This is a genomic window from Streptomyces sp. NPDC045899, assembly GCF_056431485.1.
This window is the reverse complement of sequence record NZ_JBWKKP010000004.1, coordinates 242,371-264,095: the sequence shown is the minus strand read 5'-3', so window position 1 is coordinate 264,095 and position 21,725 is coordinate 242,371. Positions and strand designations below refer to the sequence as shown.

Below are 21,725 nucleotides of genomic sequence, written 5' to 3'. Positions count from 1 at the left end.
GCGGGCCGCGCAGGGGTCGCGACGCGCAGGGGGCCGGGGGTCAGGGGGCCGGGGGTTCAGCGGGTGAGCCGGGCGATGAGGTGCAGCCGGTCGCCGTCGGCCGTGGCAGCGGGGGTGTCCCCCGGCCGCCACCGCGGTTCGGTACGCGGTCCGGGCAGGTCGTACAGCGCGAGGACGGTGAAGCCGTGGGCCGCCAGGAAGTGGCGCAGCTCCTGCGGCAGCAGCAGCCGCCACGCGGAGTGCTGTTCGACCGGCGCGGGCCCGTCGTCGGTGGTCCACACCCGGGTGCGGCGCAGCAGTTGCGCAGCCCGGTCGATCCGGAGGGTGGTGGTGGAGCGGTAGGTGGCGCCGCGCCAGGTGAAGGCGGCGTGCGCCGGGGTGTCCAGCAGATCGGTGCGGCCCAGGAAGTGGGCGCCGTTGCGCATCTCCGCCACCAGCAGTCCGCCGGGGGTCAGCGCCGCCCGGCAGGAGGCGAGGAACCCGTCGAGCTCGTCATTGGTGTGGCAGTACAGCAGCGAGCTGTCCAGACACACCACCGCGTCGAAGGTGCCGAGGTCGAAGGAGCGCAGATCGGCGGGGACGTACACCGGTCCGGGGTGGTGCCGTCCTGCGTGACGGAGCATCGCGGCGGACCGGTCGGCCCCGGTGACCTCACGTCCCGCGCTGTGCAGATGGGCCGCGTCGCGCCCGGTGCCGCAGCCGATGTCCAGGACCCGAGGTCCCGCGCCGTACCGGCGCAGACAGTCCTCCGCCCAGTGTCCGGCGATCCGTCCGGGGTCGGGGAACCGCGCCTCGTAGAGCTCGGGGCTGTCGGTGAGCAGATTGCGGTCGCCGGTGGCGCTCATGAGGCCACCACCGGTGCGGGTGCGGGTGCGGGTGCGGGCCGGCCCGGAAGCGCACGGGCGCGGTGCAGCCAGCTGACACCGGCCGCCGAGGCCAGGCCGAACAGCACACAGCACAGCCAGGGCAGCCAGGCGTGCCCCCGGTCGTCCCCGGTGTCCATGGCCCAGCCGACGACGGTGTTGCCCGCCGCCGCGGCCACCCCGGAGACCATGTAGAAGAGCCCGAAGTAGGTGCCGGTCAGCTCCGGCCGTCCGAAGCCGGGGATCAGCTCCATGACGAACGGCTGCGCCACCATGACCCCGAGGTACAGCAGCAGCGCTCCGGCCAGCACGGGCAGGGCGTGGAGCACCGCGTCCGCCGGACCGTCCGGTGCCGCTCCGGCGACCGCCATCGGCGGTACGAAGGCGAGGGCCATCAGGGCGAGCCCCGTCCCGATCCAGCGTCCCCGGCTGCCGCGCCGCTTGAGCGCCCGGGTGAGGCGCAGTTGCAGGGCGAGATTGGTCAGGGTGCCGACGAGGAAGACCAGTCCGGCCGCGCCGTCCCAGCCGGTGGCCCCGCGCGCCCCGGCGGGCAGCAGCAGGTAGAGCTGGTTCTCCAGGGTGAACATGCCGACCATGGCGAGGGAGAACGCCACGAAGGCGCGGTTGCCGAGCACCTGCCGCCAGTCGGCGAGCACACCGCCGGGCGGGGGCGTGACCTCGCGGTCGGGCAGCACCAGCGCCTGGGCGACGGTGAGCACCGCGAACAGCCCCGCGGCGCTGAGCGCCGAGGCCCGGAAGTCCACCAGCAGCAGCGCGCTGCCGAGCAGCGGGCCGATGAGGGCGCCGGTGGTGGCGAACACATTGAACAGCGCGAAGGCCTCGGGTTTGCGCTCCCCCGCCTCCTGGGCGAGATAGGCCCGTACGGCTGGGTTGAACAGTGCCCCGGCGAGCCCGCTGAGCACGGACGCGGCCAGCAGTACGGCCAGTCCGTCGCCGAGCGTGAACAGCGCGAAGCCCACGGTGCGCAGGGCGCATCCGGCGATGATGACCCGTCGGGCGCCGAGCCGGTCGGCGGCCGAGCCCCCGATGATGAACAGGCCCTGCTGGCTGAGATTGCGTACGCCCAGGACGATGCCGACCACGGCGGCGGACATGCCCAGGTCCTCGCCCAGATGGGTGGCGAGATAGGGAATCAGCAGGTAGAAGCCGGTGTTGACGCCGAGCTGATTGACCAGCAGAAGGCGGATGGCGAGGGGGAAGCCGCGGAACTCACGCCATGTCGTCATGGTGTTCCCTCCCCTCCGGCTCCCCGGCCCCCCGCGGTGCGGCGGCGTACGGTGTGGTGGCGCGCCGACGGACGCCGAGACCGGGGCGGTCCCCGGCGCGCACCACACCGTCGGTCCCGCCGATACCGGTCCATGGGTCGTGGGCGAGCAGCAGATGGCCGTCCAGGTCGATCCAGCGGGCCCGGTCGGCGAGGTGTACGGCCGGGGCGATACCGAGGGTGCTCGCGGTCAGACAGCCCAGCATCAGCTCGGTGCCACTGCCCTCGAGCGCGGCGGCGATCCGCAGGGCGGTATGGACACCGCCGCATTTGGCCAGTTTGACGTTGACGCCGTGCACCCGTCCGGCGAGGCGGCGGACGTCCTCGAGGTCCACCGCGTCCTCGTCGGCGATGACGGGGAGGGGCGAGTGCTCGGCGAGGCGGGCCAGCACTTCGGGATCGCCCGGTGCCAGGGGTTGCTCGACGGCCTCCACCCCCGACTCCGCGTAGCGCGGCAGCAGTTCACGCGCCTTCGCCGGGGTCCAGGCCCCGTTGGGGTCGAGCAGCAGCCGGGCGTGCGGGGCGGCGGCGCGCACCGCGCGTATCCGCGCCAGGTCGTCCTCGGTGTCCGGTGTGCCCGCCTTGAGCTTGAGGACGGAGAAGCCACCGCGGGTCAGCCGCCGGGCAAGGGCCACGGCCCGTTCGACGGGGAGGATGCCCAGGGTCCGCGCGGTGGTGGCGCGCGGCGCGGCGGTGGCGCCCAGGAGCTGGTGGACGGGCCGTCCGGCGCGCACCCCGCACAGATCGAGCAGGGCGGATTCCACGGCCGCGGTGACGGCGGCCCGCTGCCGGGCGATGGCGCCCTCGCGCAGGGCCTCCAGGGCGGTTTCGGGGTCGGTGAACCGGGCGAGTTCAGCGGCCGCCAGAGACAGCAGCCGCTCCAGGGTGGCCGTGTCGAGTCCGTAGTACGCGCTGGTGACGGCCTCGCCGTGGCCACGCTGTCCGTCGTGTTCGACGGTCAGCCAGACGGCCTCGCGGGCGGCCATGGTGGAACGGGAGATGCGCAGCGGCTCGGCGAGTTCGAGCCGTACGGTGCGCTGGGTGGCTTTCACGGGGTGTCTTCCGGGGTCGGGGCTCCGCGGGTCAGCGGATCGGTGACGGTGGTGCAGCGGGTCCAGCCGGTGGCGACGGCGGCGCCCGGGTGCGGGATCTGTACCGGCCGGGTGGCCGCGGTGTCCGGCGCGAGGTCGTGGGCGGTGGCGAAGTCGTCGTCGTAGACGGTGTCCAGATAGCGGTGCGGACCGTCGGGGAAGACGGTGGCCACGACGGCGCCGGGGTGCACCCGGGCGGCCCAGGCGGCGACCAGCGCGACCGCTCCGGTGCTCCAGCCACCGCTGACGAAGGCGCCCCTGGCCAGTCTGCGGCAGGTGTCCGCCGCTTCGGCTGGGCCCACCCAGTGGACCTCGTCGAAGGCGTCGTAGGCGACGTTGCGGGGATGGATGCTGCTGCCCAGCCCGCGCATCAGCCGGGGCCGGGCGGGCTGGCCGAAGATGGTGGAGCCGGTGGCGTCCACACCGATGAGGCGTAGCGCGGGCCAGTGTGCGCGCAGCGGTCCGACGATGCCCGCGCTGTGGCCTCCGGTGCCGACGCTGCACACCAGGACGTCGAGGTGGTCGAGCTGGACGGCGAGCTCGGCGGCGAGTGAGGCGTAACCGGCGGTGTTGTCGGGGTTGTTGTACTGGTCGGGCCAGTACGCGTCCGGCAGAAGCGCCACCAGTTCGCGCAGCCGGGCCAGCCGGGCGGCCTGCCAGCCGCCCTCGGCCGCCGGGCGGTCGACGAGCTCCAGCCGGACCCCGTGGGTGCGCAGCAACCGTCGCATCGAGGGCTCGAGCTCGGTGTCGCCGACGAGGACGACGGGGTGGCCGAGCGCCTGACCCGCGAAGGCCAGGCCGATGCCCAGGGTGCCGGAGGTGGATTCCACCACGGGGGCACCGGGCCGCAGTTCGCCGCGCTCGCGGGCGCCGAGCAGCATGGACACCGCGGCACGGGCCTTCATCCCACCGGCGCCGAGCCCTTCCAGTTTGGCCCAGAAGCCGGGGTGGGGGCAGGGCAGCGGAGTGGTGACACGGGCGAGCGGGGTACGGCCGAGCAGCGAGAGCAGTTCGCGGTTGGCGGTGGGGTGGTGGACGGCGGTGGTGGTCATGAGGCGCCCCCGTAGCGGTGGATCAGCCCGGGGCCGCCGTCGAGCCAGAAGAAGGGGTAGGGCTCCGCGCACACCGCGCTGACCCCGGCGCCGAGCAGTCGCGGCAGGATGGCGCTGCCGGTCTGGGCGAACATCACCAGCGGCTTGGCGTGGCGCAGGGCGTGTTCCCGCAGTGGTTCGAAGCTGCCGTTGCCGAGGGTCATCCCGGACGCGAGCACCGCGTCACAGCGCTCCAGATGGGCGTGGGCGTCGGTGGCCACGGGCTCGCCCCACTCCGTGGTACCGCCCTTGAGGTCGCAGGGCACATAGCGCAGCCCGCGCGAACGCAACTGCTCCAGAAGGGAGTTGACGACCCCGATGACGAGGACGGTCCGGCCCGGCGCGAGGTCGAGCAGGTCGACGACGGCCCCGGCCCGGGCACGGGACCGGTCCAGGGTGGTCCCGGCCGGCAGGGACAGCGGCCGGGCGCCGGGTGCCGTGGTGTGCGGCACCGTGTGCAGGAGGTACGCGTCGAGTGCGGCCACGCGCACGGCGGTCAGTTCGTGGTGGAGCAGCCGTGCCACATCGGCACCGACACACTCCTCGACGGCGCTGTCGGGCAGCGCTCCCGGCTCGACCGCGCACGAGCCGACGGCCGCGCCCAGCCGCAGGCTGAACACCTCGTTGCGGTAGCCGCCGGTACGGCCGGGGTGGCGTACGGCCTGGCGGGTGGTGAAGGCGAGGGCGATGTGCTGGGTGCGCGGATCGGGTCCGTAGGCACCGTCCAGCACCCGCTCGACCAGTTCCGCGGAGGAGGTGCACGACGGCGGTGCGGGGCGGGTGGGCACAGGGGTGGCCATCAGTGGTTCACCACCCGGGGGCGCAGACCGGACAGCAGCTCGGTGACCCGGTCGCGGGCGCCCCGGCCGGTGGTGTCGGCCGCCATGACGTGTCCGAGGTAGGTGTTGTTGCTCCCGTCGGCCCGGACCGCGCGGCCAGGCTCGGCGAGCTGCACCTCGAGCACATCGGGTGCCTCCCGTACGGCGTCCCCGCCGTCGATCGCGGTGAGGGTGCCGTCGGCCTCGGGCACCAGGAAGCCGATGGCGGCGCTGCGCAGTCCGGTGTCCCAGCCGCGCAGATCGGGCCGGCGGCCGAGGGCGAGGTCCACGGCGGCCGCGGCGAGGTCGATGCCGGTGACATGGCGGATGAGTTCGGTGATGCGGTTGCCCGCGGGGCGGGCGTTGACCTCCACCACCCGGGGGCCGTCGGCGGTGAGCTTGATCTCGGTGTGCGCCACCGCCCCGTCGAGGGCCAGCGCCTTCATGGCGAGCAGCGCGGTCTGTCCGGCGGCCTCGGTGTCGGCGGGGGTGAGCGCGGCCGGGAACATATGGCCCGTCTCGATGAACGCGGGCGTGCCGCCGAGACTCTTGTCGGTCACCCCGATCACCTCGGTCACCCCGTCGTAGGACACGGTCTCGACGCTGACCTCCGGCCCCTCGAGCAGTTCCTCGAGCAGTACGACGGGGTCGCGGCGCTGGCCGCGGGCGTTGACGGGGAACCCGGCGAGCGCCCGGCAGGCGTCCTTCAGCTCGCGTTCGTCGTCCACCCGCCGGACGAACATCCCGGCACACAGGTCCACCGGCTTGACCACCAGCGGATAGCCGATGCCACGCGCCGCCTCGGCGGCGCGCGCCCCGTCCGGACAGACCGCGTGACGGGGGCCGGGCAGTCCGGCGGCGTGGAGCACCCGGCGGGTGGCGTCCTTGCGGCAGGCGTTCTCCACGGCCTCGGGGGCGGGGCCGGGGAGGCCGAGGCGGTCGGCGATCCGCGCCACCGTGGGCAGGTAGTAGTCGCAGGAGGTGATGACACCGTCGAAGCCGAGTGCGCCGTGCAGCCGTTCCACGGTGGGCAGCAGGGTGGCGGTGTCATTGGTGTCGGCGGTCAGCACATGGCGGGCCGCGAGCAGGGGATGGGCGGTGCCCTCGGCCGCGGAGCGCAGGTAGTGATGCAGGTCACGGGTGAGGAAGGTGAACTCATGACCGCCTTCGAGGATCGCCCTCGGCAGCAGTCTGCTCATCGAACCGACCCAGCTCTCGACCATCAGCAGATGGGCCACAACTCTCCTTCTTCCCGATGGGGTTGGGGGATTTTCGGGCAGGCCGGGGTCACCGGCGCCGGGGTGGCGACCCGCCTTGACCGATCCACACGGTATCGATAATCGTTTTCATTGTCATCCAGCCATTCGACGCCCACCCTTCCGATTGCGAGTCCATGACCCCCGCTGTGCAACGCCTCTCCCTGCTGTGTGCGCTCGTGGCGAGCGCCACTGCCCTGCTCCCCGCGGACACCGGCGCCGCCTCCGCTCCGCATGACCCCGGCGTCCACGCCCGGCCACTGCGCTTCACCGCGTGTCCCGACTCGGTGCCGCGGCCACCCGCGCCCGACCGGGTCAGCTGTGGCCGGCTGCGTGTTCCGCTGGACTGGGACCACCCGGAGGGCGTGGACCTCCACATCGCCGTCTCCCGGGTCCGCGCCTCCGGCACCCCCGCCGAGCGGCGTGGCGTCCTGCTGGTCAACCCGGGTGGCCCCGGTGGCTCCGGACTGTCCTACGCCGTGACCAAACGCGCCAAGCTGCCCGAGCGGGTACGCCGCGCCTACGACGTCATCGGCTTCGACCCGCGCGGCGTCGGCCGCAGCGCACCCGCCGGCTGCGGTGCCATGGGCGGGCTGTTCGACACCCCGGGGCCGGATCCGGTGCCGGCCGGCCGCGCCGCCGAATCAGCCGGTCTCGACCGGTTGCGCGGACTGGCCGATGACTGCGCGGCGGGCGCGGCGGACACCCTGCCGCAGCTGTCCACCGAGCAGACGGCTCATGACATGGACGCCATCCGCGCGGCCCTCGGCGAACGGCGGACCCACTATCTGGGGGTGTCGTACGGCAGTTGGCTCGGCGCCGCGTACGCCGCGCGGTTTCCGCACCGGGTGGGCCGGATGGTGCTCGACAGCGTGGTCGGCCCCGAGGACTGGTACGACTTCGACCTGCGCCAGGCCCGCGCCCTGCTGCGCCAGCGCGAGGTGTTCTTCGGCTGGACCGCGCGGCACACGGACCGCTTCCGGCTCGGGGACGACGCGGCCGCGGTGCGCACCGCGTACCTGCGGGTGCGCGCGGAACTCACGGCCCACCCGGTGGACGGGTTCGGGGCGGCCGAGTACGACCGCGCCGTGTACCGCTCCCTCGGCCGCACCGAACGCTGGTCCACGCTCGCCGACGGTCTGCGCGCCTCGCTGCGCGATGGCGACACCCGCCTCCTGCGTCCCGCCACCGCCTTCGACGGTGCGGAGTCCCGCAACTACGAGGCGGCCAACCGCATCGTGAAGTGTGCGGACGGTCCCGGTCCCGCACCCCGCCGGGTGGTGGCCGACATCCGCCGGCTGCGCCGGCTCGATCCGCATCCGGTCATCACCGGTCTCGAGGCGTCCGCCTGCGCCTACTGGCACCACCGCCCGGCGCGGCGGACCCCGCTGGGCGGGCCCGGTGTCCCGCCGGTGCTGCTGATCGCCTCCGCACACGATCCGGTCACCCCGGTCGCGGGCGCCCACGGACTCCGGCGACGGCTGCCCCGGGCGCGGCTGGTGACGCTGGAACAGGACTACTCGCACGGGGTGTTCGCCAGCCGGGGCAACTCCTGTGTGGACGATACGGCCGCCGCGTACCTGGTCGACGGCACCGTCCCGGCGCGGGACATCCGCTGCACCGGTCCGGGTCTGCCCGATCCCTCCCCCGCCACCACGGGGAAGTGAACCGGGGCGCGGGCGCCGTGGTGTGCCAAGGTGGTGGCCATGACCTCCGGCCACCGCACTCCGCCACGGGCGCCCCTCGCCACCTGGCCCACTCCCCTCGAGCCCGCGCCACGGCTGGCCCGCGCGCTCGGTCTGGGTGAGGACGACCTGTGGATCAAACGTGACGACCTCATCGGCCTCGGCGGTGGCGGCAACAAGGTGCGCAAACTGGAGTGGCTGTGCGGCGCGGCGATGGCCGACGGCGCCACCGTGCTGGTGACCACCGGCGCGCCGCAGAGCAACCACGCACGGCTGACCGCCGCCGCTGGGGCCCGCCTCGGTCTGGACGTGGTCCTGGTCCTCGCGGGCTCCCCCGGCTCCTCCTCGTCCGGCAACCTCGCGCTGGACGGCCTCTTCGGCGCGCGGGTGGAGTGGGCGGGCGAGGGCGACGCCGGAACCCTGGCGACCGCCGCAGAACACATGGCCCAGCGGCTGCGTCAGGAAGGCGCCGTTCCGGCGGTCATCCCCTTCGGCGGTTCCAGTCCGGTGGGTGCCCGCGGCTATCTGGAGTGCGCCCGTGAACTCCTCGACCAAGCCCCGGAGCTGACCACGGTGGTCACCGCGCTCGGCTCCGGCGGCACGATGGCCGGCCTGGTCGCCGGGCTGGGCCCCGACCGGGTGCTCGGCGTCCACTGCGGCGCCGTCCCCGCTCCCGCGACCACCGTCTCGGCGCTCGCCACCACCCTCACGGACACCCCCTGTCCGCCCAAGGCCCTCCGGGTCCGTCTCGACCAGGTCGGCGACGGTTACGCCATCCTGACCGAACCGGTCATGTCCGCCCTCACCCTCGCCGCCCGCACCGAGGGCCTCGTCCTCGACCCCATCTACACCGGCCGCGCCCTGGCGGGTCTGACGGCCGCCGTGCGCGACGGCGACATCCTCCCCGGTCTGCGCACCGTGCTCCTCCACTCGGGCGGCCTCCCCGGCCTCTTCGGCCACCCCCCGGCCCTCGCCCGCGCGGAAGCGGCGCTGACCAGCGACTGATCCGCCGATCGGCGACGACCGGGGCGAACGGCCGGGACCCGGACGTCCCGGCGTGGGGTGACGGCTCGTTCCGCGAGGCGTACGCACGGCGCCGTCGGTCGATGGCGTACGGCATCAGCCACCGGACGCAGAAGCGGCGTATTCCGCATGTCTGATTCCGGTCATGTCCCCGGAGCGGCGGACAGCTGGTCTAGTCTGCTGCCCGCACATAGGACTATGGAATATGCTCCTCCAGGCTCTTGGCCGCACGGACCACTCCGCGCTATGAGTCGACCACGAACCGAAACGACCGCCGACGCGCGAGAGTTCGGCGGCCGTCGACCGAGGTCCGGGCAGGGGGTCGGCCGGTGGCGCCGTACCCAGGGGATTCGCTGAACCCCTGTGGCGGATGGGGCTGCTGGGGCCCATGAGACCCATGGGGTCGCGGACCCTACTACAACACACCGGCCGTTTCATAGCATTACCGGATTTCACCCCCTCGTGCTGAACGGTGCGTAACCTCACGGTCACTGTTGAAGCGCCATCGGTGCGCGCCACGGGTACCGCAGGGAGGGGAGACCGCATGCCCGGGATCGACGAGTGTCTGCTCGAGGCCATGACCGTCAACGGCGCCCGCGGGGCCGCCGTGATCGAGTGGACCAGCGGACTCGCGCTCGGGATGGTCGGCGAGGTACGGGACGACGATCCCGAGGCCACGGCCGCCGAGACGGCCGAGCTGGCCAGGATGGCCGCCGAGCAGCGGGCGTTCGCGGCGGTCGGGGCGGACGACGCGGAGAAGGGCGGCGACGCGGAGGGGGCGTCGTCCGTGGAGGACGTCATCGTCACCACGGGCACCTGCTACCACTTGCTGCGGTTCGTCGACACGGCCTTCGACAGCGGCGTGTTCTTCTACTTATGGCTGGACCGCCGCGAGGGGAACCTGGCGCTCGCCCGGATGCGGCTGCGTGATCTGTCCGAGCGGCTGGCCCTGATATGAACCCTCACACCGACGTTCCCCCAGCCCCTCCCGCGAGACCCGGCGGCCGGACCGGAACCGGGCCCACCCTCACCGAGCTCGCGGGGGAACGGGCCAGCGGCGCCCTGCTGTGCGAAGCGGGCACCGTCTATCTCTCCGAGGGCCGGGTGGTGCACGCCGAGAGCCCGGTGGCCCCCGGTATCGACGTACTGCTCACCACCGGCGGACGGCTGACCGCGGAGACCTGGCGAGAGGCGGTCGGCCACACCGACGGCCCCGGCGGCGTCGGCCGGTTCCTGGTCGACACCGGACGGCTGTCCGACGCGGAGCTGGAGATCTGCCATCTGGGGGCGCTGTTCGACGCGGCCTACTTCGCCCTGGGCACCGGCACCGGTCCGCGCGGTTTCCAGCGGGACGCCGCCCACTGGCTGGGGCCCGTCCGCCCGGTGGGCGCCGACGCCGTCGAACGCGAGACACGGCGCCGCGGCCGACTCCTCGACGACTTATGGCCTTGTCCGCAAGTCGATACCGCGCCCGTGGTGCTCCGCAGTCCGGATCCGCGGTCCCCGGCCGTGACCCGCCGTCAGCGCGCGGTGCTGGAGCTGGCCGACGGCGTCCGGACCCCCGCCGACATCGCACGGTGCCTGGGCCGCCCCGCGTTCCACACCCTGATCGACATCCGGCGGCTGGCGGCCGCCGGACATGTCGAGACCCCCCGGCCCCAGGCCACCGCGCCCCCGGCCCGCTCCCCCGGGCCCGGCGCGGTGGCCTGGCCCGACACCGTCCCCGACACCGTCTTCGCCGACCCCGGAATCGATCTGCTGCGCCGGCTCCGTGACGCCCTGGAGGCAACCCTGTGATTCGTCCGACCGCCCCCGCCGCCTCCTGTGCACCGTCATGAGACGCACCCTGCGGCAGCGCACGGAGAGGAAACAGCTGATGGCCGCCGAACCCGACGTGCTCGAGGAACTCCGGCGGTTACGGGCCCGGGTCGCCGACGTCACCGGGGCCCTGGCCGCCACCAGTGACGGTCTCGTCCTGGCGCATGACACGGCCACCGTCGAACCCGAGGGCGTCGCCGCGCTGACCGCCGCGGCCCTCGGGGTCTCCCAGTCCCTCGCGGACGCCACCAGCCGGGGCGCCTTCCGTGAACTGCTGGTGCGCGGCCAGAACGGCTATGTGGCCACCTACGCGGCCGGTCCCCAGGCCGTGCTCACCGTCCTGGCGGGACAGCGCACCAACATCGGGCGGCTCCATATGGAGGCCCGCCGGTCGGGCGCCCGGATCGCCGATCTGGTCGGCGGCGCCCTCGCCCGGGCCGAGCACCACGCGTAACCCGCCGCCCGCGCCCCCCTTCACCACACCCCCGTCCCCCTGGCGCGGCCGGGCCACTCCACGGCCCCGCCACGCCCTGTTCCGGCGCCGCGGCCGCGGCGCCCTCGCACGACCGCACCCACACCGTCCGGATGCGTCCGGACCCCACCCGAACGAAAGGAACGTCCATCATGGCGAACACCCAGACCGCGCTCAAAGAGGCCATGACCACCATCGAGGGCAGCCTCGGTGTGGCGCTGGTCGACTACTCCAGCGGTATGGCCCTGGGCACCGTGGGCGGCGGGAAGGAGCTCGACCTGACGGTCGCCGCCGCGGGCAATACCGATGTGGTGCGCGCCAAGGTGCGCACCATGGAACAGCTCGGCCTCAAGGACGGCATCGAGGACATCCTCATCACCCTCGACAGCCAGTACCACCTGATCCGGCTGCTGAAGGGGCGGGACAGCCAGGGGCTGTTCCTCTACCTGGCCCTGGACAAGAACCGCGCCAACCTGGCCATGGCCCGTCACCAGCTGCGCAAGATCGAGGGGGATCTCGAGGTCTGACCTGCGCTCCCCCGGCCGGGGGAGGGGGAAGCGGAACCGGTCGGCCCGGCGCCGGCGTCCGACCGGTTCCGCTACACCCCGCGGGCGTATCGTCACCGGTATGACCGAAATGGGAAAGATCATCCTGACCATGTCGGTGTCCCTCGACGGCTACTTCGAGGGACCGAACCGCGAGATCGACTGGCATCAGGTCGACGAGGAGCTGCACCGCCACTTCAATGAGCACGCCGCGGCCATGGGCGCCTTCCTCAGCGGGCGGGTGACCCACGAGCTGATGGCCGACTTCTGGCCGACGGCCGAGTCCGATCCGTCGTGTACCGGAGCCATGGCCGAATTCGCCGCGATCTGGCGGGAGATGCCGAAGTTCGTGTTCTCCCGGACCCTCACCCACGCCGACTGGAACACCACCGTGCTGCACGAGGTCGACGTGGACGAGATCCGGGCCATGCGGGCACGGCTGGACGGTGATCTGGCGCTCGGCGGCGCCGACCTGGCCGACACCTTCCGCCGGCTGGACCTGATCGACGAGTACTGGATCTACATCCATCCGGTCGTGCTGGGCCGGGGCAGACCCCTCTTCCGGCCCTCGGACACCACCACCGCGCTGGAACTGGTGAGGACCCGGACGTTCGGCAACGGTGTGGTGCTGCTCCACCACCGGCGGTCCGGGTCCACGGTGCGGGGCTGAGCGCCGGTCACCGCCCAGCCGCCGGGCTACCGCTCCGTCCGCGCCTCCTCCGTCCGCTGCTTGACCACCCGGTTCAGCCGGTCCATCCGCGTGGCCAGCGTCATCCGCCCCTCCAGCCGGAAGGCCGGGGGCCGCTTGCCGTCCACGTCGTCGAAGCCGTACCTCTCGGCCAGGTCACCGGTGGCCAGCACCTGTCCGGTGTGCTCCTTGACCTCCGGGTCCGCCAGCAGCGAGACCACCGCGCGGCCCACGTACTCCGGTGTGTGCACCACCGCGGCCGGACCGCTGCCGAGCGCGTCCCAGGCGGCCTCCACCCGCTCGGTGCGGACGAAACCGGGGTGCAGGGAGACGGCCGCGATATCGGTCTTGCGCAGATCGGCGGCGAATCCCCGGCACATGCGGTCCGAGGCCGACTTGAACACGTCGTAGCCGACCTGGCCCAGATAGATGTCCCCGTCGGAGAAGCTGATTCCCACGATCAGACCGCGCTTCTCCGGGAGCATCAGCCGGGTGAGCCTGCGGGTCACGTCGTACTGCGCCCGCAGCGACCCCTCGAAGAGGTCGTAGCGCCACATGGGCTGGTCCCAGTACGGCGCGTCGAAGCGCACTTCGGAGGAGCGCTCGTAGCCGCCCCAGGCGTTGTTGACCAGCAGGTCGAGCCGCCCGTGATCGGCGTTGATCCGCTCGAAGAGCGCCTCGTTGGCCGCCGGGTCGCGGTGGTCGCAGCGCACGGCGACGCCGGTGCCGCCGCGCCGGGTCACCTCCTCGGCGGTCTCGTCCACCGTGCCGGGCAGATCCTCGGTGCGGTCTCCGTTGCGCGCGCTGCGCCCCGTGACGTACACGGTCGCCCCCGCGGCGCCGAGCGCGGCGGCGATGCCCCGGCCCACGCCCCGGCTGGCGCCGGTGACCACCGCCACCGCCTTGCTGAGGTCCGGTGGGTTCCAGCCGTCGTTCACCGTTGAAGTCCTTCCATTGTGTGGCGCGGGCATCAGCTCAGGTGTGCCGTGGCGTACTCCAGGCTGCGGAGGTACGCCGTGGTGTCGGCCACCTGCGGAACGCCGTAGCGCTCGCGGAGTTCGGGCATGGAGGTGGGCAGCACCCCACCACTGCACGCGGTGACCTCGCTGACGTCACGCAGCACCGAGAGGTACGAGCGGGTCATGGGGGCCATCCGCGCCAGCTCGGCCGGGTCCAGCGACGCGGGGTCCACGACGGGCGGGGGGTTGAGGTCACGGCCCCGGGCGGCGGCGTGTTTGACGACCACCTGGAGGCATGCGGCCACATCCATCGCCTCGGCCCCGTAGGTCACCCAGAACTCACCCTGGTCGTCGTCGAGTTGGATGGCCCGCAGCACCGCCTTGGAGAGCAGGTCCTGCGGTACGAAGTCCATCCGGATCCCGGCGTGGGCGGGGACGAAGGGCGCCCGGCCACGGCCGATCCAGTCGGACATCAGCTGGACGATCTGGCCCTGGGAGGTCCAGCCGGTCACCGAGTCGCCGACCAGGTTGGTGGGCCGGAACACGGTGTGCGCCACTCCGGACGCGCGCAGCAGTTCCTCCGCCCGGTGCTTGGACTCGATGTAGTTGCGGCACACATTGCCCTCACCGAGGGGCAGCGGGGCGGTGTCCGCGAGCGCGGCGACGAAGGCCGTGCTCATGAAGTGGACGACGGCTCCGGCCCGTTCGGCGAACTCCACGACCCGGCGGGTGCCCTCGATGTTGATCGGCCGGTACCGCTCGGCGGGCAGCCCCCATTCGGTCAGCCCGGCGGAGTGGATGACCACGTCCACCTCACCGGCCAGCGCCGCGTAGCTCTCCTCGTCCAGGCCGAAGCGCTCGGCCGTGACATCGCACGGCACCGACCGTTCGGCCTCGGGCGCCGGGGCGCTGTGGGAGGCGGCGATGATACGCAGGCCCGCCGCCTCCCGGCCGTCCGTGGGGCGGGTGTTCTCCCGCAGCAGGGATCGGCCGACGACACCGGAGGCACCGGTGAGCAGTACGGTCCGCGGTGCGCTCATGGCCGTGCGTCCTTCCAGTCCATCAGCCGCGGCGCCATCCGGGCTCCGGCGTAGAGGAAGGGCTCGGGCGGGAACGGGGGCGGGGGTTTGCGCTGGTCGTTGTCGACCAGCAGCAGCCGTGAGTGGTCGGTGTCCTTGCCGAGCACCAGATCGCGCAGGACCTTGCCGCCGGTGTGGGTGGCCGCGATGCCGTTCCCGCAGTAGCCGTAGCCGTAGAACACGCCGTGGCCGAGCCGGCCGAAGTGCGGTGCGTAGTCACGGACGACATCGGCGGTTCCGCCGTAGGCGTAGGTGAAGGACACGTCGTCCCACTGCGGGAAGAACCGCTGGAACTCATGGCGGATGGTGCGGTAGACCTCGTCGCGATTCATGTTGCGCTGCCGCTTGTCGCGCCCGTAGTAGTACGGCGCGGGTCCCCCGGCGAACATGATGCGGTTGTCCTGGGTGAACCGTGCGCAGGTCAGCAGGGACTTGGCCTCCACCATGCCCTCGCGCCCGGCCCAGCGCACCCGCTGGATCTGCCGGTCCGTCAGCGGTTCGCTCACCATCGCGTAGGTCCAGATGGGGACGACCCGGTGGCGGAACGGCCGGAACGCGTCCATGTGGACGTTGGTGGCGAGCACCACCTTGTCGGCGGTGACCCGTCCGCCCGCGGTGACGACGGTGGTCCGCACCCCGGGTTCGACCCGCAGACAGGGGGTGTCGTCATGGATGACCACACCCTTGTCGCGGACCACCCGGGCGATACCGCGCGCCAGCCGGAACGGGTTGACCAGGGCGCCACCGACGCGCATACCGGCCTGGACGGCGGGTGAGTCGATGATGTCCCGGGCTGCTTCCCCGGTGAGAATGTCGGGCGCGACACCGCCGATGCGCTCGGCGAGTTCGCGGTCCTCCCGCAACCGTCTGACCTGCCCGCGGTCGGTGGCGACCATCAGGTAGTCATTGGCCTCGTATCCCGCGTCGATCTTGTTCTTGCGGGTGAAACGGCCGATCTCCAGGATGGACCGGCCGACCGCCTGGGTGGCTTCCAGGGCCCGCTGGGCGCCGAACTTCTTGACCAGCGCCTGGAGGTCCTTGCCGATGGTCGGGGTGACGAATCCGTCCGCCCGTCCGGAGGCCCCGTAACCGGAATACTTCGCTTCGATGATGTGGATGTCCAGCGCCGGTTCGGCCTCCTTGAGGAAGTAGGCCGTCCACAGTCCGGTGAATCCCCCACCGACAATGCACACATCGCAGTCGACGGACTCCCGCAGCGGGGGTCCGGTCACGACGGACTCGGTGTCGTGCCAGTACACGACATGTTTCAGGGTGTTCAATTATGGCCCCTTGACGTGAACCACCAGTGTTTTCAGGTCACACCGCTTCGAGAACCATTCTCGACAGCCCCAGGTGACGCTTGGCGAAGTGCTCGACCGTCGCGCCCAGATACCTCTCGTAGTTGGTGACATTGAGTTCGCCAACGCATTCCAGGGCCTTCGCGCGGTTCCCGCGAAGCCGGTTCAGCCACTCCTGACACGTGCGGCTGTAGTGGTCCGGGTCGTTGCGCAACGTCACGACGTCGAAGTGTTTCTCACTGCCCTCGAGGACCTCGGACAGCGCAGGAATCTCAGATTCCGGAAAGACCGTCTCCATGATGAACATCAAGTCGCGGACGGTCTGCTTGTCCATGACCGTGTTGTTGCCCTTGATATTGGTCTGGAGCGCGAGCCGACCGCCCCGCGGAAGCCATGACCGGCACCTCCGGAAGAATTCCCGGTAGGCCTCGACCCGCTCGGCACGGGACAGTCCGGTGCGCGCGAAGTGCTCGAAAGCGCCGATCGAGATGATGGCGTCGTAGGGCTCCCCGGGCTCGTGGTCGAGCCAGTTCTCCACCCGGATCTCGGTGCGGGGCAGCTCCCGCCGGTTGAGGTACTCGGCCTGGCTGCTGCTCAGCGTCAGCCCCACGGCCTGCTCGACACCGTGGGTGCCGGTCAGCCGCTTGAGCAGACTGCCCCATCCGCAGCCGACGTCGAGCACCCGGCGGGCGCCCGGCGCGCGGGCACCCTCGATCAGGTAGTCCAGCTTGCGCCGCTGGGCGTCCTCGAGCGTGTCCCCCTCACCCCACAGGGCGCAGGTGTAGGTCAGCTCCTCGTCCAGCCACAGCTCGTAGAAATCGTTGGAGACGTCGTAGTGGTGCCTGATCGATTCCGCGGTGGCACCTTGGTAGTCGACCGTCACTCGGCGCTCGCCTTGGTGGCCTCGGCCAGTTTCACCAGATCACCCACGGTCTTCACGCTCGCGGCCTGGCTCGGGTCGAATTCGATGCCCGCGTCGTCCTCGATGGTGTAGACGATGTCGGCGATCTGAAGACTCGACAGACCCACTTCGTCGAAGGCGGTATCGGCGTTGAGCGTGAACGAATCCGCCTTGCTGCCGAGCTTCTTGGCTATGAGACCGCAGACGTCCTCGACGGTAATCACGGGCTTCACCTCTCCTGGAATGGTTACGCGACCGCAAACGGGCCGGAACTCGATACTCATGGGGGAGGAATCACGGCACGACCGTGCGGGACCACGCCCAGCACTCGCGATGAACCGTTAGAACGAACCCGAGCTGTCCCCACGAACTCGGATGCTCCATCTTGCACGACCGGCAAGGCCATCGCCAGTGTCTCCTTGAGCTCCCCCACCGTGCCGTAGAGTTTCGGGCCATGGGAGAGCACTCGATCGTGCAACCAGATCAGCATCACCCACGTCACAACGGCTGAGGCGCATGTGGCCACTTGTTTCACATGAATTGGCAACGTCCTGCCACTGGGGACTTCCGCGATATTGGCAACGTCCTGCCACCGGGTAGGGGGTTGAACTTCTTCCCTGCGGCATCAAAAAATGGCGTGTGGACCATCACCGCTCGAGCCCTGACCGACGCCCCGGGCCGATGACCGAGTCGATGTGACGATCAGAGGGTGACATGCCTGATCAACTGGGGAAGTGCGAGGACGCGTCGGCCTCGCCGGCCTCCGGCTTATCCACCGACGGAGCGAGTGACGACGGCACCAAAGAACGGGACGAAGTAATTCCGCTCGCCCCTGGCATGAAGCTGCCGATGTCGGCCGCACGGGCCGCGCCGCCCGTCCCGCCACCACGAGCCCGGAGCACACAGGTGATCCCACGCGTGCCGCATGACGCGTGATCCGGAAAGAGTGATCCAGAATGGGAGTCAGGCACCATGGACGGTAGGGAACACCGCTGGTTCATCCTCGGCGCGTCGGTGATTCCGCTCATCGCGGTCCTCGGCGCCATGGTCCTCCTGGTGGCAGGAGGTCTTCGGCTGGTCCGACGTGGTCGTCCTGGTCATCATGTACGCGATCTCCGGCTTCGGTATCTCCACCGGCTACCACCGGATGCTGACGCACCGTTCCTTCGAGACGTACCGGCCCATCCGGGTGGCCCTGGCCACCGCCGGAGCCATGGCCGGACAGGGTCCGCCGATCATCTGGGCCGCCCACCACCGGCGCCACCACCGGGTCGCGGACAAAGCCGGCGACCCGCACAGCCCGCACCTGGACTTCGAGCCCGGTTTCCGGGGCACGATGGCCGGACTGTGGCACGCCCACCTCGGCTGGCTGTTCCGCAACGGGCTGACCTCCGACCCGATCCGCTACTGCCCGGACCTGGTGCGCGAGAAGCCCCTGCGCTGGCTCAGCGAGAACCTGGTGCTGGTGGTGCTGGCCGGGGTGCTGCTGCCCGGGGTGATGGCGTACGCCATCACCGACGGTTCGGTACAGGCCCTGCTGACCGGCATCCTGTGGGGCGGACTGGTGCGCATCTTCCTGATCAACCACATGACCTACGCGGTGAACTCGGTCGGCCACTACTTCGGACGGCGGCGGTTCAGCACCACCGACGAGTCCCGCAATGTGGCCTGGCTCGCCATCCCGTCGTTCGGCGAGGCGTGGCACAACAACCACCACGCCTTCCCCCGCTCCGCGCGGCACGGCATGAAGTGGTACGAGCTCGACCTGAGCGCCATCCTCATCTGGAGCCTGGAGCGGACCCGCCTGGCCTGGAAGGTCATCCGCATCGACACCGAGCGGCTGACCATGCGGGAGGCCGGCATCAGCCGGGTGGACGCGGGCCGGCAGGGCCGCCAGGAGCTGCTGGAGAGCCAGCAGAAGATCGCGCCCATGGCCGACCGCTCACGGGACGCGACGGCGTCCGTGGTGGACGTCGAATAGCCCCGGCGCACCGCCCGGCCGCCACCGCCGGGTCGCCGGACCCAGACAACCGGAACACCACCCGAGCGGCCGGGCGACCGGACCCGCCGGGGAGCGAGACGACGGGGGACATCCCAATGCAACTGTGGAACGCGCTGACCAACGGCTCCGCGGGCGGCACCCTGCACGCCTGGTCCGGTGAGGACTTCGAGCACACCCCGTGGCGCGAGGTGGTCGCCGACGCCCACGGGATGGCCGCGCGACTGCGCGCCCACGGAGTGCGGCCCGGCACCCGGGTGGCCACCATCCTCACCAACACCCCGGAAACGGTCCGCGGACTCCTCGCCGTCTGGCTCGCCGGCGGCGCGGTGGCCTCACTGCCGCTGCCCACCCGCGGCCAGAGCCAGGAGGAGTACCGCCGTCAGTTCTCCGCCGTGGCGGCGCGGCTGGACCCGGTGCTGCTGCTGGTGGACGACTGGCTGACCGCACTGGTGCCCGAGGACCTGGCCGCGCAGGTGCCGGTGGCCGGCTGGGCCTCGCTGCGCGGCTCCGGGACCATCGAGCCCAGTCCGCCGGGACCGGATGACATCGCGTTCATCCAGTACTCCTCGGGGAGCACCAGCACGCCCAAGGGATGTGCGCTCACCACCCGCGCCATCGAGGAGCAGATGCAGATCATCCTCGCGCTGACCGGGGGCCACCCCGCCGATGACACCGTGGTGTCCTGGCTGCCGCTCTCGCACGACATGGGGATGTTCGGCTGTCTGCTCTACGCGTGGGCGTACGACTTCCAGTTCGTGCTGTCCACGCCCGAACGGTTCGCGATGGCGCCCCGCAGCTGGTTCCGGGACATGTCCGAGTACGGGGCCACGATGACCGCGGGCACCAGCACCGCGGTGTACCTCGCCGCCCGCGCCCAGGGCCGTGCGGAGCTCCCCAAGGAACTGCGGCTGCGCGCCGCGGTGATCGGGGCCGAACGCGTCGACTGGGACACCCTGTCCATGGCCACCGAGAAGTTCGCCCGGTTCGGACTGTCCGACACCGCCTTCCAGCCCGCGTACGGCATGGCCGAGGCCACCCTGGCGGTGACCGGCAAGCCCTGGGCCGACGCCCCGGCCTCCCTGGTCTTCGACGGTGCCGCGCTGCTGGACCAGAAGGCGGTGGAGGTGTCCGCCGACCACCCCCGGGCCACTCGGCTGGTCTCCAACGGAGTGGCGCTGCCCGGGGTCGAGGTGGTGGCCGGGTCCTCGGGCCAGGTGGCCGAGATCGAGGTCGGCTCGCCGAGTCTGGCCCGCGGGTACTACGCCGATCCCGAGCGCACCGCCGACCGGTTCGCCGGCGGTCGGCTGCGCACCGGTGACCTGGGCTTCCTCCATGACGGCGAGCTGTATGTGATGGGCCGCTCCGACGACATGCTGTCCGTGGGCGGCCGGAAGATCTACGCCGCGGAGATCGAGTCGGCCGTGGACTCCTTCCCGCAGGTGCGCAAGGGGTGTGCGGCGGTGGTGGACATCGGCGGCTCCGGGGAACTGCCCCGGCTGGTGCTGATGCTGGAACCCCAGGGCAGGCCGAAGGACTTCCGGCCGATCGCGGACCGGGCGGCGGCGGTGGCGCGGGAGAAGTCGGGGGTGGCGCTGTCGGAGTGCGTGTTCCTGCCGCGCGGCAGTCTGCCGAAGACCCCGAGCGGGAAGATCCAGCGGTTCCGCTGCCGGGCGATGCTGGACGGGGACCGGGTGGAGCCGCTGGCCCGCGTGGCGTTCGCCTGAGGAGGAGACGCCCGTGACCCCCACTCCGTCCGCTCCCCCGGCCACCGTCCGGGCGCCCGCGCCCGGCCCGGCTCCCTCTCCCCGGAGGCATCGCGTATGAAGGCGCGGATCACACCGTCCGTGGGCGCACCGCACGCCCGTATCCTCGGCGTGGGCGCGTACCGGCCCCGCCGTGCGGTGACCAACGAGGAGCTGTGCGGCCGGGTGGACTCCTCCGACGAGTGGATCCGCACCCGCACCGGAATCACCTCCCGGGGCTGGGCGGATCCCGACGAGACCATCGCCGATATGGCGGTGCCCGCCGCGGGCAAGGCGCTGGCCGCCGCGGGGGTTCCGGCCGACGCGCTGGACTGCGTCATCGTGGCCACCTTCACCCATCTGCGGCAGACGCCCGCGGTGGCGGCCGAGGTGGCCCACCGGCTGGGAACGCACGCCGCCGCGTTCGACGTGTCCGCGGGATGTGCCGGGTTCGTGCACGGTCTGTCGCTGGCCGCGGACGCGGTGCGGTCGCGGGGCGGCCATGTGCTGGTGATCGGGGCCGAGCGGATGACCGATCTGCTCGACCTGGACGACCGCTCGACGGCCGTCATCTTCGGTGACGGTGCGGGCGCGGTGGTGATCGGACCGTCGCGGACCCCTGCGATCGGCCCGGTGGTCTGGGGCGCCGACGGCTCCCAGACGGAGGCGATCTCACAGACGGTGCCGTGGGACGCGCTGCGCGGGGACCGCGATCTGCGGTGGCCCGCCCTCCAGCAGCAGGGCCAGAAGGTGTTCCGCTGGGCCGTCTACGAAGTGTCCAAGGTGGCCGAACAGGCCCTGGCTGCCGCTGGGATCTCGCCCGCCGATCTCGACGCCTTCATCCCGCACCAGGCCAACACACGGATCATCGACGCGATGGCCAAACGGCTGGAGCTGCCCGAGTCCACCGTCATCGCCCGGGACATCGTGACCACCGGGAACACCTCGGGCGCGTCGATCCCGCTGGCGATGGAGGCGCTGATGTCCTCGGACGCGACCAGTCCCGGGGACCTGGCGCTGCTGGTCGGCTACGGCGCCGGGCTGTCGTACGCGGCCACCGTCGTCGCGCTGCCCTGAAGCTCCGCGGTGTGCTCCCCCGCGGAAACGGC

At 71.8% G+C, this 21,725-nt stretch carries 21 protein-coding genes; 10 read left to right on the top strand and 11 right to left on the bottom strand.

Annotated features, from left to right (window positions below; translation table 11 throughout):
* Window positions 1–56: 56 nt before the first annotated feature.
* Genes AC07FT_RS08015 through AC07FT_RS07990 form a run of 6 tightly spaced genes read right to left on the bottom strand, consistent with a single transcriptional unit; the run spans window position 57 to window position 6,386 of the window.
* Window positions 57–845, bottom strand: coding sequence for a class I SAM-dependent methyltransferase (locus AC07FT_RS08015; protein ID WP_479174902.1), 789 nt, complete (start codon window positions 843–845; stop codon window positions 57–59).
* Window positions 842–2,110 carry an MFS transporter gene (locus tag AC07FT_RS08010; RefSeq protein ID WP_479174900.1) on the bottom strand — a complete coding sequence of 423 codons (1,269 nt, stop codon included), beginning with the start codon at window positions 2,108–2,110 and terminating at the stop codon, window positions 842–844. Before AC07FT_RS08010 ends, AC07FT_RS08015 begins: the two co-directional genes overlap by 4 nt.
* A complete protein-coding gene (locus AC07FT_RS08005; protein ID WP_479174898.1) occupies window positions 2,094–3,200 on the bottom strand; it encodes an enolase C-terminal domain-like protein in 1,107 nt (368 codons plus the stop codon). Before AC07FT_RS08005 ends, AC07FT_RS08010 begins: the two co-directional genes overlap by 17 nt.
* Window positions 3,197–4,291, bottom strand: a complete 1,095-nt coding sequence (locus tag AC07FT_RS08000; RefSeq protein WP_432009802.1) for a PLP-dependent cysteine synthase family protein — start codon at window positions 4,289–4,291, stop codon at window positions 3,197–3,199. Before AC07FT_RS08000 ends, AC07FT_RS08005 begins: the two co-directional genes overlap by 4 nt.
* On the bottom strand, window positions 4,288–5,130 hold the full coding sequence (locus AC07FT_RS07995; protein ID WP_479174896.1) for a Rossmann-like domain-containing protein: 843 nt from the start codon (window positions 5,128–5,130) through the stop codon (window positions 4,288–4,290). Before AC07FT_RS07995 ends, AC07FT_RS08000 begins: the two co-directional genes overlap by 4 nt.
* Complete coding sequence (locus AC07FT_RS07990; RefSeq protein WP_479174894.1) at window positions 5,130–6,386, bottom strand: ATP-grasp domain-containing protein; 1,257 nt, start codon at window positions 6,384–6,386, stop codon at window positions 5,130–5,132. Before AC07FT_RS07990 ends, AC07FT_RS07995 begins: the two co-directional genes overlap by 1 nt.
* A 155-nt stretch (window positions 6,387–6,541) precedes the next feature.
* On the opposite strand from AC07FT_RS07990, the gene AC07FT_RS07985 reads away from it, so the two are divergent.
* The 7 genes from AC07FT_RS07985 to AC07FT_RS07955 all read left to right on the top strand — a co-directional run bounded on the left by AC07FT_RS07985 (window position 6,542) and on the right by AC07FT_RS07955 (window position 12,617).
* Complete coding sequence (locus tag AC07FT_RS07985; RefSeq protein WP_479174892.1) at window positions 6,542–8,071, top strand: alpha/beta fold hydrolase; 1,530 nt, start codon at window positions 6,542–6,544, stop codon at window positions 8,069–8,071.
* Window positions 8,072–8,110: 39 nt separating this feature from the next.
* Window positions 8,111–9,094, top strand: a complete 984-nt coding sequence (locus AC07FT_RS07980; protein ID WP_479174890.1) for a D-cysteine desulfhydrase family protein — start codon at window positions 8,111–8,113, stop codon at window positions 9,092–9,094.
* 562 nt (window positions 9,095–9,656) lie between these two features.
* Entirely contained in the window at window positions 9,657–10,070 is a 414-nt protein-coding gene (locus tag AC07FT_RS07975) for a hypothetical protein (RefSeq protein WP_471198903.1), read from the top strand.
* Window positions 10,067–10,909, top strand: coding sequence for a transcriptional regulator (locus AC07FT_RS07970; RefSeq protein ID WP_479174888.1), 843 nt, complete (start codon window positions 10,067–10,069; stop codon window positions 10,907–10,909). Before AC07FT_RS07975 ends, AC07FT_RS07970 begins: the two co-directional genes overlap by 4 nt.
* 37 nt (window positions 10,910–10,946) lie before the next feature.
* Window positions 10,947–11,384 (top strand): roadblock/LC7 domain-containing protein, encoded by a 438-nt coding sequence (locus tag AC07FT_RS07965; protein ID WP_478770741.1) that lies wholly within the window; start codon window positions 10,947–10,949, stop codon window positions 11,382–11,384.
* A gap of 170 nt (window positions 11,385–11,554) precedes the next feature.
* Window positions 11,555–11,929: a hypothetical protein gene (locus AC07FT_RS07960; protein WP_254753091.1), complete on the top strand. Its 375-nt coding sequence runs from the start codon at window positions 11,555–11,557 to the stop codon at window positions 11,927–11,929.
* Window positions 11,930–12,038: 109 nt separating this feature from the next.
* Complete coding sequence (locus AC07FT_RS07955; protein WP_479175211.1) at window positions 12,039–12,617, top strand: dihydrofolate reductase family protein; 579 nt, start codon at window positions 12,039–12,041, stop codon at window positions 12,615–12,617.
* A 26-nt stretch (window positions 12,618–12,643) separates the two neighbouring features.
* On the opposite strand, the gene AC07FT_RS07950 is transcribed toward AC07FT_RS07955, so the two are convergent.
* The 5 genes from AC07FT_RS07950 to AC07FT_RS07930 are packed head-to-tail and all read right to left on the bottom strand — an operon-like array spanning window position 12,644 to window position 17,096.
* Entirely contained in the window at window positions 12,644–13,573 is a 930-nt protein-coding gene (locus AC07FT_RS07950) for an SDR family NAD(P)-dependent oxidoreductase (RefSeq protein ID WP_479174886.1), read from the bottom strand.
* Window positions 13,574–13,605: 32 nt separating this feature from the next.
* Entirely contained in the window at window positions 13,606–14,634 is a 1,029-nt protein-coding gene (locus AC07FT_RS07945) for an SDR family oxidoreductase (protein WP_479174884.1), read from the bottom strand.
* A complete protein-coding gene (locus tag AC07FT_RS07940) occupies window positions 14,631–15,953 on the bottom strand; it encodes an NAD(P)/FAD-dependent oxidoreductase (protein WP_479174882.1) in 1,323 nt (440 codons plus the stop codon). Before AC07FT_RS07940 ends, AC07FT_RS07945 begins: the two co-directional genes overlap by 4 nt.
* A gap of 37 nt (window positions 15,954–15,990) precedes the next feature.
* On the bottom strand, window positions 15,991–16,854 hold the full coding sequence (locus AC07FT_RS07935; protein WP_479174880.1) for a class I SAM-dependent methyltransferase: 864 nt from the start codon (window positions 16,852–16,854) through the stop codon (window positions 15,991–15,993).
* Window positions 16,851–17,096, bottom strand: coding sequence for an acyl carrier protein (locus tag AC07FT_RS07930; protein WP_176187738.1), 246 nt, complete (start codon window positions 17,094–17,096; stop codon window positions 16,851–16,853). The genes AC07FT_RS07935 and AC07FT_RS07930 overlap by 4 nt, the downstream gene beginning before the upstream one ends.
* Window positions 17,097–17,956: 860 nt before the next feature.
* On the opposite strand from AC07FT_RS07930, the gene AC07FT_RS07925 reads away from it, so the two are divergent.
* The 3 genes from AC07FT_RS07925 (at window position 17,957) to AC07FT_RS07915 (ending at window position 21,693) form a co-directional block, all read left to right on the top strand.
* The gene (locus AC07FT_RS07925; RefSeq protein ID WP_479174878.1) at window positions 17,957–18,853 is read left to right on the top strand and encodes an acyl-CoA desaturase; all 897 of its coding nucleotides are present in this window, start codon (window positions 17,957–17,959) and stop codon (window positions 18,851–18,853) included.
* Window positions 18,854–18,969: 116 nt separating this feature from the next.
* Entirely contained in the window at window positions 18,970–20,598 is a 1,629-nt protein-coding gene (locus AC07FT_RS07920; RefSeq protein WP_479174876.1) for an AMP-binding protein, read from the top strand.
* Window positions 20,599–20,694: 96 nt separating this feature from the next.
* On the top strand, window positions 20,695–21,693 hold the full coding sequence (locus AC07FT_RS07915) for a beta-ketoacyl-ACP synthase III (protein ID WP_479174874.1): 999 nt from the start codon (window positions 20,695–20,697) through the stop codon (window positions 21,691–21,693).
* The last annotated feature ends 32 nt before the right edge of the window (window positions 21,694–21,725 follow it).